At 70.6% G+C, this 14,772-nt stretch carries 13 protein-coding genes; 5 read left to right on the top strand and 8 right to left on the bottom strand.

The features are described from left to right. The first annotated feature begins 87 nt into the window (after window positions 1–87). Window positions 88–2,613, top strand: coding sequence for an AAA family ATPase (locus tag ACFZDA_RS27330; protein ID WP_391086433.1), 2,526 nt, complete (start codon window positions 88–90; stop codon window positions 2,611–2,613). 81 nt (window positions 2,614–2,694) lie between these two features. Here ACFZDA_RS27330 and ACFZDA_RS27335 read toward each other — a convergent pair whose 3' ends face one another. Beyond that, window positions 2,695–3,327, bottom strand: a complete 633-nt coding sequence (locus tag ACFZDA_RS27335; RefSeq protein WP_391086435.1) for an HAD family acid phosphatase — start codon at window positions 3,325–3,327, stop codon at window positions 2,695–2,697. A 441-nt stretch (window positions 3,328–3,768) separates the two neighbouring features. On the opposite strand from ACFZDA_RS27335, the gene ACFZDA_RS27340 reads away from it, so the two are divergent. Continuing rightward, entirely contained in the window at window positions 3,769–4,386 is a 618-nt protein-coding gene (locus tag ACFZDA_RS27340; RefSeq protein WP_391086437.1) for a peptidoglycan DD-metalloendopeptidase family protein, read from the top strand. 69 nt (window positions 4,387–4,455) lie between these two features. Here the strand turns inward: ACFZDA_RS27340 and ACFZDA_RS27345 are convergent, their stop codons facing one another. Next, window positions 4,456–5,052 (bottom strand): TetR family transcriptional regulator, encoded by a 597-nt coding sequence (locus tag ACFZDA_RS27345; RefSeq protein WP_391086439.1) that lies wholly within the window; start codon window positions 5,050–5,052, stop codon window positions 4,456–4,458. 124 nt (window positions 5,053–5,176) lie between these two features. On the opposite strand from ACFZDA_RS27345, the gene ACFZDA_RS27350 reads away from it, so the two are divergent. Next, window positions 5,177–6,766, top strand: coding sequence for a DHA2 family efflux MFS transporter permease subunit (locus tag ACFZDA_RS27350; protein WP_391086441.1), 1,590 nt, complete (start codon window positions 5,177–5,179; stop codon window positions 6,764–6,766). Between the two features lie 110 nt (window positions 6,767–6,876). Here ACFZDA_RS27350 and cseC read toward each other — a convergent pair whose 3' ends face one another. From cseC to ACFZDA_RS27375, 5 genes are all read right to left on the bottom strand, one after another. Continuing rightward, window positions 6,877–8,220, bottom strand: coding sequence for a two-component system sensor histidine kinase CseC (gene cseC / locus ACFZDA_RS27355; protein WP_391086444.1), 1,344 nt, complete (start codon window positions 8,218–8,220; stop codon window positions 6,877–6,879). 9 nt (window positions 8,221–8,229) lie between these two features. Further along, window positions 8,230–8,931 carry a two-component system response regulator CseB gene (gene cseB / locus ACFZDA_RS27360; RefSeq protein WP_391086447.1) on the bottom strand — a complete coding sequence of 234 codons (702 nt, stop codon included), beginning with the start codon at window positions 8,929–8,931 and terminating at the stop codon, window positions 8,230–8,232. Between the two features lie 154 nt (window positions 8,932–9,085). Continuing rightward, window positions 9,086–9,742, bottom strand: a complete 657-nt coding sequence (locus tag ACFZDA_RS27365) for a hypothetical protein (RefSeq protein ID WP_391086448.1) — start codon at window positions 9,740–9,742, stop codon at window positions 9,086–9,088. Further along, entirely contained in the window at window positions 9,730–10,269 is a 540-nt protein-coding gene (locus tag ACFZDA_RS27370) for a SigE family RNA polymerase sigma factor (protein WP_003992025.1), read from the bottom strand. Before ACFZDA_RS27370 ends, ACFZDA_RS27365 begins: the two co-directional genes overlap by 13 nt. A 283-nt stretch (window positions 10,270–10,552) precedes the next feature. Further along, on the bottom strand, window positions 10,553–11,488 hold the full coding sequence (locus ACFZDA_RS27375) for an A/G-specific adenine glycosylase (protein WP_391086450.1): 936 nt from the start codon (window positions 11,486–11,488) through the stop codon (window positions 10,553–10,555). Window positions 11,489–11,640: 152 nt separating this feature from the next. Here ACFZDA_RS27375 and ACFZDA_RS27380 point away from each other — a divergent pair, with 152 nt between their 5' ends. Together ACFZDA_RS27380 and ACFZDA_RS27385 are read left to right on the top strand one after the other, a co-directional pair. Beyond that, window positions 11,641–13,242 (top strand): histidine kinase, encoded by a 1,602-nt coding sequence (locus ACFZDA_RS27380; protein ID WP_391086452.1) that lies wholly within the window; start codon window positions 11,641–11,643, stop codon window positions 13,240–13,242. Continuing rightward, on the top strand, window positions 13,239–13,895 hold the full coding sequence (locus ACFZDA_RS27385; RefSeq protein ID WP_391086454.1) for a response regulator: 657 nt from the start codon (window positions 13,239–13,241) through the stop codon (window positions 13,893–13,895). The genes ACFZDA_RS27380 and ACFZDA_RS27385 overlap by 4 nt, the downstream gene beginning before the upstream one ends. Before the next feature lie 93 nt (window positions 13,896–13,988). Here the strand turns inward: ACFZDA_RS27385 and ACFZDA_RS27390 are convergent, their stop codons facing one another. Beyond that, on the bottom strand, window positions 13,989–14,630 hold the full coding sequence (locus ACFZDA_RS27390) for a phosphatase PAP2 family protein (protein WP_391086456.1): 642 nt from the start codon (window positions 14,628–14,630) through the stop codon (window positions 13,989–13,991). Window positions 14,631–14,772 lie beyond the last annotated feature (142 nt).

Below are 14,772 nucleotides of genomic sequence, written 5' to 3' on the forward strand. Positions count from 1 at the left end.
GCGGTCCCCGCTTGCGGGACTAAGCTGCGGAAGGACAGGGAGGGGAAGTTCCCCCCACTGCCTGACCGCTCTGAGGAGCGATTAACGATGTTCGAGAGGTTCACCGACCGCGCGCGGCGGGTTGTCGTCCTGGCTCAGGAAGAAGCCCGGATGCTCAACCACAACTACATCGGCACTGAACACATCCTCCTGGGCCTGATCCACGAGGGTGAAGGTGTCGCCGCCAAGGCCCTTGAGAGCCTCGGGATTTCGCTCGAGGCGGTCCGCCAGCAGGTGGAGGAGATCATCGGGCAGGGCCAGCAGGCCCCGTCGGGTCACATCCCCTTCACCCCCCGTGCCAAGAAGGTCCTGGAGCTGTCGCTTCGCGAGGCCCTTCAGCTGGGCCACAACTACATCGGCACGGAGCACATCCTGCTCGGCCTGATCCGCGAGGGCGAGGGCGTCGCCGCCCAGGTCCTGGTCAAGCTGGGCGCAGATCTGAACCGCGTGCGGCAGCAGGTGATCCAGCTGCTCTCCGGTTACCAGGGCAAGGAGACCGCCACCGCCGGCGGCCCTGCCGAGGGCACGCCCTCGACGTCCCTGGTCCTCGACCAGTTCGGCCGGAACCTCACCCAGGCCGCTCGTGAGTCCAAGCTCGACCCGGTCATCGGGCGCGAGAAGGAGATCGAGCGGGTCATGCAGGTGCTGTCCCGCCGTACGAAGAACAACCCGGTCCTGATCGGTGAGCCCGGCGTCGGCAAGACCGCCGTCGTGGAGGGCCTCGCCCAGGCGATCGTCAAGGGCGAGGTGCCCGAGACGCTCAAGGACAAGCACCTCTACACCCTGGACCTCGGCGCGCTGGTCGCCGGCTCCCGCTACCGCGGTGACTTCGAGGAGCGCCTGAAGAAGGTCCTCAAGGAGATCCGCACCCGCGGCGACATCATCCTGTTCATCGACGAGCTGCACACGCTGGTCGGTGCGGGTGCCGCCGAGGGCGCCATCGACGCGGCCTCCATCCTGAAGCCGATGCTGGCCCGCGGTGAGCTGCAGACCATCGGTGCGACCACGCTGGACGAGTACCGCAAGCACCTGGAGAAGGACGCGGCCCTGGAGCGCCGCTTCCAGCCCATCCAGGTCGCCGAGCCGTCCCTGCCGCACACGATCGAGATCCTCAAGGGTCTGCGTGACCGCTACGAGGCCCACCACCGCGTCTCCATCACGGACGAGGCGCTGGTCCAGGCCGCCACCCTGGCCGACCGGTACATCTCGGACCGCTTCCTGCCGGACAAGGCGATCGACCTGATCGACGAGGCCGGATCGAGGATGCGCATCCGCCGGATGACCGCGCCGCCGGACCTGCGCGAGTTCGACGAGAAGATCGCCGGTGTCCGCCGCGACAAGGAGTCCGCGATCGACTCGCAGGACTTCGAGAAGGCCGCCTCCCTGCGCGACAAGGAGAAGCAGCTCCTGGCCGCCAAGGCCAAGCGGGAGAAGGAGTGGAAGGCCGGCGACATGGACGTCGTCGCCGAGGTCGACGGCGAGCTGATCGCCGAGGTCCTCGCCACGGCCACGGGCATCCCGGTCTTCAAGCTGACCGAGGAGGAGTCCAGCCGCCTGCTCCGCATGGAGGAGGAGCTGCACAAGCGGGTCATCGGCCAGAACGACGCCGTCAAGGCGCTGTCGAAGGCGATCCGCCGTACGCGTGCGGGCCTCAAGGACCCGAAGCGTCCTGGTGGCTCGTTCATCTTCGCCGGCCCGTCCGGTGTCGGTAAGACCGAGCTGTCCAAGGCGCTCGCCGAGTTCCTCTTCGGTGACGAGGACGCGCTGATCTCCCTCGACATGTCGGAGTTCAGCGAGAAGCACACGGTGTCGCGGCTCTTCGGTTCGCCCCCCGGCTACGTGGGCTACGAGGAGGGCGGCCAGCTGACGGAGAAGGTGCGGCGCAAGCCGTTCTCGGTGGTCCTCTTCGACGAGGTCGAGAAGGCCCACCCGGACATCTTCAACTCGCTGCTGCAGATCCTGGAGGACGGTCGCCTGACCGACTCCCAGGGCCGGGTCGTGGACTTCAAGAACACGGTCATCATCATGACGACCAACCTCGGCACCCGGGACATCTCCAAGGGCTTCAACCTGGGCTTCGCGGCCTCGGGCGACACGAAGACCAACTACGAGCGCATGAAGAACAAGGTCTCGGACGAGCTCAAGCAGCACTTCCGGCCCGAGTTCCTCAACCGCGTCGACGACGTGGTCGTGTTCCCGCAGCTGACCGAGGCCGACATCCTGCGGATCGTCGACCTGATGATCAGCAAGGTGGACGAGCGCCTGAAGGACCGCGACATGGGCATCGAGCTCGCCCAGTCCGCCAAGGAGCTCCTCGCCAAGAAGGGCTACGACCCGGTCATGGGCGCCCGGCCGCTGCGCCGGACGATCCAGCGCGAGATCGAGGACAGCCTCTCGGAGAAGATCCTCTTCGGCGAGCTGCGCCCCGGTCACATCGTGGTCGTGGACACCGAGGGCGAGGGCGAGACCAAGACCTTCACCTTCCGGGGTGAGGAGAAGTCGGCCCTGCCGGACGTCCCGCCGATCGAGCAGGCGGCCGGTGGCACGGGACCGAACCTGAGCAAGGACGTGTAAGCGTCACGGTCGAGTGAGAGGGGCCGGTGCTGAAAAGCACCGGCCCCTTTTCCATGCCCCGAGGGCGGATGCGCTCCGGCCCTACGACAGCTGCCCGTCGTAGTCCGGCAGCTTGAACGTCTTCTCGGCGTGGCCGCCCGAGAGGTCGGTGGCGCTGTTGCCGATGTTCGCGATGATCGTGTAGCCCTTCCTCTCGACGTCGACGCGCTGGGCCGTCTTGTACTCGGCGACGTTCTTGAAGAGGTCGATGAAGTTCCGGACGTAGAGGCCGGAGACCTGGTAGCCGGCCTGCTTGAGGTTGTACTCGGTGGCCGGGGAGATGATGTCCGGGCGGGCCGTCACGAAGAACAGGGCGACGCCGTGCTCCTGGGCGTATCTGGCGGCCTCCAGGACCGGTTTGTTGGCCGGCTGCGGGTAGCTGAAGCCGAAGTCGGTCTCCAGCGTGGTGTTGTCGATGTCGAAGACGATCGCCTGCTTCTCGCCCGGCTTGACGGCCGCGATCCGCTGCTTCAGATAGGGCAGCGCCTGGTCCATCACCGCCTGGCAGTCCTTCTGCCAGGTCGCGTAGTCGACGTCTGCGGCGGCGGCCGTGGTGGCCGCGGTGGCGGCACCTGCGGGAGCCGTGGCGTCGGCCGGGGCGGCCATCGCCAGGAGAGCGGCCGCCGAGACGGCGGTCACTGATGCGCGGCACAACCAAGGGCGTCGGGTCTGCATGTCGTGGGGGTCCTCTCACGTCCGTGACGCTGCCAACATGTCGTGTGCATGTTCGTGAGCGAGGGTGGCGCGAGGGGAACCGTAGGGTTACCGGACGGTAGGCGCATAGAGGCGTGCGCCACATTTCCGGAAAGGCCGAAGGGGGCTCCCGGTGACATGCCACACAGGCGATATGTCCGTTACTAGGCGGAATAGTGCTGAACGGGCAGGGAGGAAAGGGATTCTCGCCACAAAGCGGCGGGGAGAAGCGCGGCGTAGTGCCCTGATTTGCCCCGAATGGGTGTCATGTCAAGAGACGTAGAACACTGAACGAAATTACTAACTTCTGTCGTAGATCACGCTTTTGGGGGTTTGTCGGACTTCGGGTTACCAAGGGATGGCCATTCGGCGAGCGACTGTGCGCCGGGTGGTTTTCTCCGTCCCCTTCCCCGCGAGGTTTCGATGTCCCAGCGCGTCACGTCCCGTTCTTCCCGTACGTCCCAGCTCCGCACCCGTGCGACCGTGCTGGCCGCCGGCCTCGGTGTCTCGGTCGCACTGGGAGCCGGGGTCGCGTCCGCCGCCGACACCCCGGCCGCGTCCGCTACCGCGCACGCCGTCCAGGTACAGGACGCCGTGCAGAAGGCCGCCAAGAAGGCCAAGCCGTCCTGGATCGACCCGGTGAAGAAGTACACGCTCTCCGCGAGCTTCGCCCAGTCCGGTGGCATGTGGCAGCACAAGCACAGCGGGCAGGACTTCGCCGTGCCGAGCGGCACCCAGGTCCTCGCCGCCCACGGCGGCACCGTCGTCAAGGCCGGCGGCAACGGCGCCGGTGACGGCCCCGCGTACGGCAACGCCATCGTGATCAAGCACGGCAACGGCACGTACTCGCAGTACGCCCACCTGTCGAAGATCGAGGTGCGGATCGGTCAGGTCGTCAAGACCGGCCAGGAGATAGCCCGGTCCGGCAACACCGGTAACTCCAGCGGTCCCCACCTGCACTTCGAGATCCGTACGACCCCGAACTACGGCTCGGCGATCGACCCGGTGAAGTTCCTGCGCGCCCAGGGGGTCAAGGTCTGACGACCGGACACGCCTAGGGCCTGTTGCGAAAGTGCCGCCTGCCGCGCGACGCCACTTTCGCAACAGGCCCTAGGAGGCCCGGGCTCCTTCGTGGGCCTGGGTCACCAGGTCCGTGGCGACCTCGAGGACGGCTTTGTTCTTCTCCTCGGGGTCGCCTTCCAGGTCCTGGAGCAGGAACATCCCGGCGTGCAGCGTGAAGAGCGCGCTGACGCAGCGGACCTGGTCGACCAGGTCCGCCTCCGGGTCGATGATGATGTCGCGCAGACCCCGGATGCGCTCCTTGAAGGAGTCTCCGATCCGCAGCTCCCGCACCGTCGCCTGGTTGTCGTGCATGAAGCGGAACAGCGGCGCGGCCCCGGCCAGGGTCTCCGCGTAACGGCGGATGATCTCCTGCTTGGTGTCGAGCGTGTGCGGCTGCCGCCGCCCCCACTCGATCAGCTCCTCGATCGGCTTCGTGAGGTCGTCGAAGATGCTGACGAGGATCTCTTCCTTCGTCTTGAAGTGGTAGTAGAGCGCCGCCTTGGTGACCTCCAGGCGTTCGGCGATCTCGCGCAGAGAGGTCTTCTCGTAGCCGTGCTCCGCGAAGAGTTCGAGGGCCACGTCCTGGATGCGCTGGCGGGTGTCCCCGCGGCGCCGATGCCTGGTGCCGTCCATGGTGCCGCCCATCCTCCTACGCCGCTCCCTTTCCATAAAACTTACTTGACGCCCGGCTAGTTCCGCCGCTAGCTTCCGAGTGTAGTCACTAGCCGGTCGACAAGTAAGTAGCGGTAGCTGGGGGAGTGGGAAAGCAATGGCGGACACGACGGACACACCGGCGGTCGGCGCCGACACCGGGGGGAAACAGCCGAGGAGCGTGCGGGTCGTCCTGCTCGCGCTGATGATCGCGATGATGCTCGCGATGCTCGACAACATGATCATCGGTACGGCGATGCCGACGATAGTCGGTGAGCTGGGCGGCCTCGAACACCTCTCGTGGGTGGTCACCGCGTACACGCTCGCGACCGCGGCCTCCACCCCGCTGTGGGGCAAGCTCGGCGACATGTACGGCCGCAAGGGCACGTTCATGACGTCGATCGTCCTCTTCCTGATCGGCTCCGCGCTCAGCGGCATGGCCCAGGACATGGGCCAGCTGATCGGCTTCCGTGCCATCCAGGGCCTCGGCGCCGGCGGTCTGATGGTCGGCGTCATGGCGATCATCGGTGACCTGATCCCGCCCCGGGAGCGCGGCAAGTACCAGGGCATGATGGCCGGCGTCATGGCGCTGGCGATGATCGGCGGCCCGCTGGTCGGCGGCACGATCACCGACAACTGGGGCTGGCGCTGGGCGTTCTACATCAACCTGCCGCTCGGCGTGGTCGCGCTGGCCGCCATCAGTGTGGTGCTGCACCTGCCGAAGAAGCGGTCCGAGGCGCGGATCGACTACCTGGGCGCCGCCCTGCTGACCGTCGGCATCACCGCGATCGTCCTCGTCACCACCTGGGGCGGCACGGAGTACGCGTGGAGCTCCGCGCGGATCATGGAGCTGATCGGCATCGGTGTCGCCGCGCTCGTCGGGTTCGTGTTCTGGCAGACCAAGGCGGCCGAGCCGGTGGTGCCGCTGCACATCTTCCGCAGCCGCAACTTCACGCTGATGTCGCTCATCGGCTTCATCACCGGGTTCGTGATGTTCGGCGCGACGCTGTTCCTGCCGCTGTACCAGCAGTCCGTGCAGGGCGCCTCCGCGACGAACTCCGGGCTGCTGCTCCTGCCGATGCTCGGCGCGATGCTGGTGACCTCGATGGTCGCCGGGCGGGTCACCACGAACACCGGCCGGTACAAGGTGTTCCCGATCCTCGGCAGCGTCCTGATGACGGTCGGCCTCTACCTGCTGTCCACGATGGACACGGGCACCTCGCGGTTGACGTCCGGCGTCTTCATGGCCGTGGTCGGGTTCGGCATGGGCTGCCTGATGCAGATCACCATGCTGGTCGCGCAGAACAGCGTGGAGATGAAGGACATGGGCGTGGCGTCCTCGTCGACCACCCTCTTCCGCACCCTCGGCTCCTCCTTCGGCGTCGCGATCATGGGCGCGCTGTTCAACAACCGCGTCCAGGACGTCATGGCCGAGCGGGCCGGTGCGCTGGGCTCCAAGATCACCGAGCGGTCGGCGCAGCTCGACGCCAAGAGTCTGGAGAAGCTTCCGGTCCTGGCCCGGGAGGCGTACCAGCACGCGGTGTCCGCCGGTACGCACTCGGCGTTCCTGCTGGGAGCCGTGGTGGCGGTGTTCGCCCTGGCGGCGGCCGTGTTCGTCAAGGAGGTTCCGCTCAAGGGGGCGGGCCCGAAGGCGGACGGCGAGCCGGAGGCCCCGGCGGCGCAGCCGCCCGTGGCGGAGACCGTCTGACCGGACCGCACGAAGCCCCCGGAGCCGCCCGCCCCGGGGGCTTCGTCGTGCCCGGCCGCGAGCCGGGGCCCGTTGTCAGACCCTCGTGCCACCATCGGATCCATGGACAACTAGGCCAGCATCGGATAACTCCCCGTGTTCGTCGGCGCGTGCTCCGGCAGCCACAGTACGGCCACCGCGCCCTCGGCCGGTACGCCCTCGGGCGCGCCCGGCGTGCGGACGTTCCGGAAGGTCAGCCGGGCGCCCAGCACCCGTGCCTGCCCGGCCGCGATGGTCAGCCCGAGGCCGTGCCCCTGCCCCGCCCGGTCCTTGCTGCCCGTGCGGAAGCGGCTCGGCCCCTCGGCGAGCAGGTCCTCGGGGAAGCCCGGGCCGTGGTCGCGGACGCGGATGACCCGGCCCTCGACGGTGACCTCGATGGGCGGCTTGCCGTGCCGGGCCGCGTTGGCGAGCAGATTGAACAGCACCCGCTCCAGGCGCCGCGGGTCGGTGGTGACCTCCGACTCGTGCACGATCCGCACCTCGACGTCGGGGCCCTTGGCCGCCACCCGCCGGGCGACGAACTCGCCCAGCATGAGGTCCTGGAGCTCCGCCCGCTCGGAGGCCCCGTCCAGCCGGGCCACCTCCAGCACGTCCTCCACGAGCGTGCGCATCGCCTTCGCCCGGTCCAGCACCAGCTCGGTCGGGCGGCCGGGCGGCAGCAGTTCGGCGGCGGTCAGCAGCCCGGTCACCGGCGTGCGCAGCTCGTGCGCGATGTCGGCGGTGACCCGCCGCTCGGCCTCGATCCGCTGCCGCAGCGTGTCCGCCATGGCGTCCACCGCGCTCGCCAGGTCGTCGGTCTCGTCCCGGACGACCCCGCCCATGGCGTCCCGCACCCGTACGTCCGTGTCGCCGCCGGCGAGCTGGCTGGCCGCGCCGGCCGCCTTGCGCAGCCGCCGGGAGAGGTGCCCGCCGATGAGCACGCCGAGCGCGCTGCCGCCGAGGACGACCGCGATGGAGCCGATGATCAGGGCCTGGTCGAGGTCCTGGAGGATGTCCGAGCTGCGGTCGGTGAAGCCCGAGTGCAGGGACATGACATGCCCGTTCTTCAACGGCACGGCGGCCCATATGTCGGGCACGTCACCGGGCCGGTCCGCCACATACGTCGCCCGCTGGCCCGCCTCCACCCGCTGCCGCAGCGCCACCGGCAGGTCCGGGTCGTCGATCTTGGTGTTGGGGAAGTTCATCCGCCCCGACAGCTCGAAGTTGCGCTGGGCGATCATGATGCGCTCATCGGCGAGGTCGCGCGCGTTGTCCAGCATCGACACCCGGGCGGCGTTGTGCACGACCAGGCTCAGCGCGACCGCCACCAGTGCCCCGACCAGCGCGATGGCCGCGCTCAGCTTCCATCTGAGGCCCGTGCGGATGCCCGCGCGCTCCAATCCCGTGGCGACCAGGCGCCGGAAGTGCCCCCTCATCACCCCTGCTCAGGCCTTCAACTTGTAGCCGAAGCCGCGGACCGTCTCGATCCGGTCCTGGCCGATCTTCTGCCGCAGCCGCTGCACATGCACGTCGACCACGCGGGTGTCCCCGCCCCAGCCGTAGTCCCACACCCGCTCCAGCAGCTTGTCGCGGGAGAGCACCGTGCCCGGCGCCGTGGAGAACTCCAGCAGCAGCCGCATCTCGGTCGGCGTCAGCGCCACCGGCCGGGCGGCCCGGCGGACCTCCATGCCCTCGGTGTCGACCTCCAGATCCCCGAAGGTCAGCACCCCGCCGCTCGCCGGGGCGGCCGCCTCCTCGGACCGGCCGCCGCCCGCGTGCCCGAACCGGCGCAGCACCGCGCGGATCCGGGCGACCAGCACGGCACCGTCGAAGGGCTTGGTCACATAGTCGTCGGCCCCCGCCTCCAGGCCCAGCACGACGTCGATGGAGTCGGCCCGCGCCGACAGCATGATGACCGGCACGGTCGACTCGTCCCGGATCCGGCGGCACAGGCTGACCCCGTCCAGACCGGGAACCATCACGTCCAGCAGCGCGATGTCGGGGCGGTCCGCCCGGAACGCCGCCAGGCCCGACAGCCCGTCGGGCATGGCGGTGACCACGAAGCCGTCCCGTTCCAGGGCGAGCTGCGTGGCCTCACGGATGACGTCGTCGTCCTCGACGAACAGGACGTGGGTCTGGTCTGCCATCCCGGTGCTCTCAGTCCTCGTGTGATTCGTGGGGTGCGTTCTGGCGCGTTCCCTCTGGGGGACGCGCGATCCGTGCGATGCGTTCACCGTTGCGATGCGTTCACCGGTGGATCGGTCCGAACGGCCCGATCGGTTCACACGCCCTCCGCCCACGTCAGCTCGCGGGCTGCGGCGTGGGGGTGTCGCCGACGACCTTCCCGTAGTCGTTGTGCGTGCGGTACTCCTCGTCGAACCGGCCGGAGGTCCATCTGTATGTGATCACGTTCTCCCCGGAGGGGCTCGACACCGGGTCGCCCTTGTCGTAGACCTGCTTGGTCACGACCAGGTCGCCGCGGTCGATCTCCGCGTAGACCGGGGTCTCCTCCGCCTTGAACACATTCTCGTACGAGCCGTTCTGCTCGCGGTACACGTAACTGCCCACACCCACAGCGTCACCGCAGGTCAGCACATTGACGACGACGTCGTCGCCCGATCCGCCGGTCAGGTTCCCATAGGACACGTCGACGGGGTACTCGTCGGCGACGCACGGCTTCAGTTCGCGCTTCACCTCGGGGGAGACCTTCGGGTCGTCCTTGACGAGCCGGACCGCGTCGACCGCGTCGGGCGTCTTCGACGGCACGGCGGACGGTGTGGCCGCGGCGGCGCCCGCCACCGAGTCGGAGTGCGCCGGGCCCTCGTCCCGGGCGCCGGTGCCGCCCGCGCCGCAGGCGGACACGGAAAGGCCGAGGGCGGCGAGCACGGCCAGGGCCGTACTCACCGCCTGGATGCTGCCCGGGGTCCGTGCAGACCCCTCGCCGGTCAGGCCGCGCACCGCTCCCGCTCCTCACGCTCCAGCGCGCGTGCGTCCAGATCGCGGGACTCCAGCTCCTCGCGGAGCCGGGCGAGCGCCCGGTGCAGCGTGCTCTTGACCGTTCCGGCCGACATGCCGAGGGCGGCGGCCGTCTCCTCTGTGGACATCTGCTCCCAGTGTCGCAGGACGACGACACTGCGCTGCTTCGGGGCGAGCACCTTCAGGATGTCCATCAGCAGGGCCCGGTCCGCGTGCTGCTCGGTGGAGTCGTCGACCGAGGCGTCCGGGAGCTGCTCGGTCGGCACCTCCTCCAGCTTGCGGGCCCGCCACCACTCCGTCCGCGTGTTGATCATCACCCGGCGCAGGTAGGCGTCCGCCAGCCGCTTGTCCTCGATGGTCTCCCAGCGGCCGTAGGTGCGGACCAGCGCGGTCTGCAGCAGGTCCTGCGCGTCCGTCGGGTCCGGCACCAGGCGGCGGGCACTGCGCAGCAGCGCGTCCTGCCGCGTGCGGACGTACTCCTCGAACTCGAGCACCTCGCCCTGCGCCATGGTGAACCGCCTTCCGTTTCCCCGTTACGGCCGGCTTCCCGCCGCCCGTGCACTGCACGTGTTCCTTGGTCGTCCCGTGTCTTCCGGGAACGGAATCGAAGGTACGGAGGCGTTGTCACGGCACTGTCCGAAGCAGCCTTCGGCTAGCACTCGGCTGTCCGTCGGTTGTGTAACGGACGTAGGAACGGGGTAAAGGCGCGGGCGAGTTGGGGTGTATTCGGGGTGATTTGTCCACCCCGTAACCCCTGTGACGGGCGACTGGTGTCTGTGACCTGGCTGTACGTCAGGCCAGCGGTAGCCGGTACAGCCCGCCCGCCAGCGGCTCCACGAGACCGTCGGCGACGAGGCCGTCCAGAGCGCGGGCCCGCTGCACCGGTTCGTGCCACACCCGGTCCAGCGCCGACTGCGGAACCGGACCGTGGGCCTCCCGCAGCACGGCGAGCAGCCGCCCACGCACCTGCCGGTCGGTGCCCGCGTACGTCTGACCGCGGCGCGGCGGCCCGTCGTGCTCCGGCTTGCCCGCCAGCCGCCACGCGCACTGCGCGGCGATCGGGCAGCGGTGGCACGACTCGCTCTTCGCCGTGCACACCAGCGCGCCCAGCTCCATGGAGGCGGCGGCCCAGCGGGCGGCGGTCGGCTCGTCCTGCGGCAGCAGCGCGCGGGCCAGCTTGCGCTCGGCGGCGGTCGTGGCGTTCGGCGGGTACTGCACGCCGGTGACCGCGCGGGCGAAGACCCGGCGCACGTTGGTGTCCAGCACCGGGTGCCGCTGCCCGTAGGCGAACGAGGCGACGGCGGCGGCCGTGTACTCGCCGATGCCGGGCAGCGCGAGCAACTGGGCGTGGTCGGCCGGTACGCCACCGCCGTGCCGTTCCGTTATCGCGACGGCGGCGCCGTGCAGCCTGAGGGCGCGGCGCGGGTAGCCGAGCCGGCCCCAGGCGCGGACCGCCTCACCCGGCGCCTCCTTGGCGAGGTCGGCGGGGCGCGGCCAGCGGGCCAGCCACTGCTCGTAGACGGGCAGGACGCGGTTCACCGGCGTCTGCTGGAGCATGAACTCACTGACCATCACACCCCATGCCCCGGCCTCGGGGCGCCGCCACGGCAGGTCACGGGCGTTGTCGTCGAACCAGTCGATGACGGGGGCGTGCAGGTGCTCGCCCGAGGGCGGGCCGGAGGCGAGGTCGGCGGGGCTGGTGTGCGGGGGCTTCGCGGGAGCAGTCATGGCCATTCGATCCTGCCACGCGACGGCCTCGATCCGGCACACCACCACTCGAGAGGGGCAGGTGTACCTGCGAGAGGGACAGGTGTACCTGCGAGGCGTACCTGACGATCGGCAGCAGTGCCGCCCTGCCGCCCGCCTATAGCGTCGGCTGAATGGAACGTCCTCGTCCCGCCCGGCTGGGCGGATGCGCCCTGCTCTGGGCGGCCCTCGCCCTGCCCGCCCTCACGGCGGACCGGATCGGGCTGAACGAGCCGCGTCCGGCCTGGCAGCAGGCGGCCGGTGTGGCGGTGCTGGCGGTCGCGGCGGCCGTGTCCCGGCGGCTGCCGCTCGTGGCCTTCGGGCTGGTGGGCGCCCTGAGCCTCACCGCCGCCCCGGCCCTGTTCACCGTCTCCTACGGCCCCGCCCTCGGCGTGTTCGCGCTGCTGCTCGGGCTGCGGGCGGGCCGGGCGCGCCCCGCGGTGCTGTGCTTCGCGGCCGTCGGCTGCGCCGGCACCGCCCGGATCATGCTCGTCGGCGTCGACCCGGCCCCCGAGTGGCTCGTCATGACCGGCACGCTGCTCTTCGGCTGCGTCTTCCCCTGGCTCGGCGGCCGCTCCTGGCGGCAGAGCCGCGAGCTGGCCGAAGACGGCTGGCTGCGCGCCGCCCGCCTGGAGGACGAGGCCCGCTTCGCCGAGGAACGCGCCCGGCTGCGCGAACGGGCCCGGATCGCCCAGGACATGCACGACTCCCTCGGCCACGAGCTGAGCCTCATCGCCCTGCGCGCGGGCGCCCTCCAGGTCGCCCCCGGACTCGCGGAGGAGCACCGGGCCGCGGCGGCGAGCCTGCGCGAGGCGGCCGCGGACGCCACGGACCGGCTGCACCGCATCATCGGCGTCCTGCGCGAGGACGACGACGAGCCGGCGCCGCTGGCCCCGGCGGGCGAGTCCTTGGAACAACTCGTCGCCCGCGCCGCGCAATCGGGCCTGCCGGTGCGCTGGGAGCCCGCCGGGCAGGACGGCCCGGCCGCGGAGCCCGGCGGCGTCGCCGAACGGCTGCTGCACCGCGTGGTCCGGGAGGCGCTGACCAACGCGGCACGGCACGCGCCGGGTGCTCCGGTGACCGTGGCGGTGACGGGACGGACGGCGGGAACGGGGCAGGCCGCGGGGACGTCCGTCACCATCACCAACGGTCCGCCCACCCAGGAGGGTTTCCGCGCCGCGGGCGGCGGCACGGGCCTGCTCGGGCTGCGGGCCGCGGTGACCTCGGTCGGCGGCATGTTCGAGGCGGGACCGCACGAGGAGGGGTTCCGGGTGTCGGCGTATGTGCCCGACGTTCCCGAGCAGCAGCCCGTCGCCAAGCCCCCGGGCCCCGCGCCCTTCCGGCACGCCCGCCGCCGGGTCGCCGTCGGCTTCGCCACCGCGGCCGGTGTGGGTGTCGTCCTGGTCGGCGTGACGTTCGGCTGGTACGCGTACGCGGAGAAACACTCGGTGCTCGAACCCGCCGCGTACGCGAAACTGCGCCTGGGCGCTCCCGTGGCCGACGTCGAGCGCGTGCTGCCCGAGCGGGACGTGAACGACCCGCCCGCCGAACGGTCGCCGACACCGGGGCCCGAAGGAGCCGACTGCCGCTACTACCGGGCGAGCGGTGAACTGTTCGTCTCCGTCGACCACTTCAGACTGTGCTTCGCCGCCGGCCGGCTGGTCGCCAAGGACGTGGTCCCGCGCATCGGTCTGCCCGGCGAGGGCCGAGAGGAATACGAGGAGTTCTCACAGTGATCCGTGTCCTGCTGGCCGACGACGAGGCCATGGTCCGGGCCGGGGTGCGCGCCATCCTGGGCAGCAGCGGCGTGACGGACGTCGTCGCCGAGGCGGGCGACGGCAGAGAGGCGGTCGAGCTGGCCCGCGCCCACCGCCCGGACGTGGCCCTGCTCGACGTCCGCATGCCGCGCCTGGACGGTCTCACCGCGGCCGAGGAGATCGTACGGACCGTGCCCGGCACGGGCGTCGCGATGCTCACCACCTTCTCCGAGGGCGCCTATGTGACCCGCGCCCTCGGCGGCGGCGCCACCGGCTTCCTGCTGAAGTCGGGGGATCCCTACGAACTCATCGCGGGCGTACGGGCGGTGGCGGCCGGCGCGGCCTTCCTCTCGCCCAAGGTGGCCCGGTACGTCATCGACGAGGGCCTCGGCGGCGGCCGGCTGACCCGCGAGGCACAGGCACGCGCGCGCGTGGCCGTGCTGAGCCCTCGCGAACGCGAGGTGCTGGGCCTGGTCGGCGCGGGACTGTCCAACCCGGAGATCGCCGCCCGGCTGCACCTCGTCGAGGGCACGGTGAAGGCGTATGTGAGCGCCGTCCTGGACCGGCTGGGCGTGCGCAACCGCGTACAGGCGGCGATCGTGGCGTACGAGGCGGGGCTCGTGGAGGCGTGACGCCGGGGGCGGAGCGTGTGACAACCGGGGCGGCGCATGAGGGCCGGGGCGGCGACGGGGCGCGTTCCGGCGCGGTGACGCGCGCGGGCCGCCTCAGCGCCGCGCGTGTGAGCCGTACGACCTGACGGGCGCCGTGCCCGGCCCGGTGAACCACCGCACGGCCGGCGCCGAGGAGGTGCGCATCGCCCCGGCCAGCCGCGCCGCCGGGCCTCTGCCCAGCCGTACGGCGACGAAGGCCACCAGCGCGCCCATCAGCAACCCCGCGAGGACGTCGTGCGGATAGTGCACGCCGACGAAGACCCGGGAGAAGGCCATGAGCAGGGCGAGCGGGGCCGTCACCCACAGGAGCGCGCGCCGCACCAGCGCGAGAGCGACCGCCGCCGCGCCCGCGATTGTGGCGTGGTTGGACGGGAAGGACCAGTCGCCGTGCGGCGGGCACTCGGCGAGGGACACGGCCGCACCGGCGACCGCCCGGCACGGACGCTCCTCGGTGACCGCGGACTTGAGCACCTCGCTGCACACGTACGCCACGGCCGTGGCCACCGGTGCGAGGGCCGCGATCGCGAACGCGTGCGGAGTGCCGCGGCGGGCACGCCACCAGGCGGTGGCGAACAGCGCGACGAAGACCAGGAGTCCGGCCTCCGTCCATAGGCCGGCCAGGTGCTGTACCCACATCGGGGTGTCATGGGCGAAGTCGGTGATGTCGCGGTAGAGCGCGCTGTCCTCGAAGTTCATGGTCACGGACGGTAGGCGACAGGCCGATACCGTCACACCCAGCGATCGTCGCGTCCCGAACCTGACGAAAGACAGGGGTGGACCCGGGATTCCGAGATGATGATCCGGAAAAGTTGTGGCCCCGAGCGGCGGGTGGGACAGG

It is taken from the genome of Streptomyces sp. NPDC007991, assembly GCF_042958445.1.
Lineage (GTDB): Bacteria > Actinomycetota > Actinomycetes > Streptomycetales > Streptomycetaceae > Streptomyces.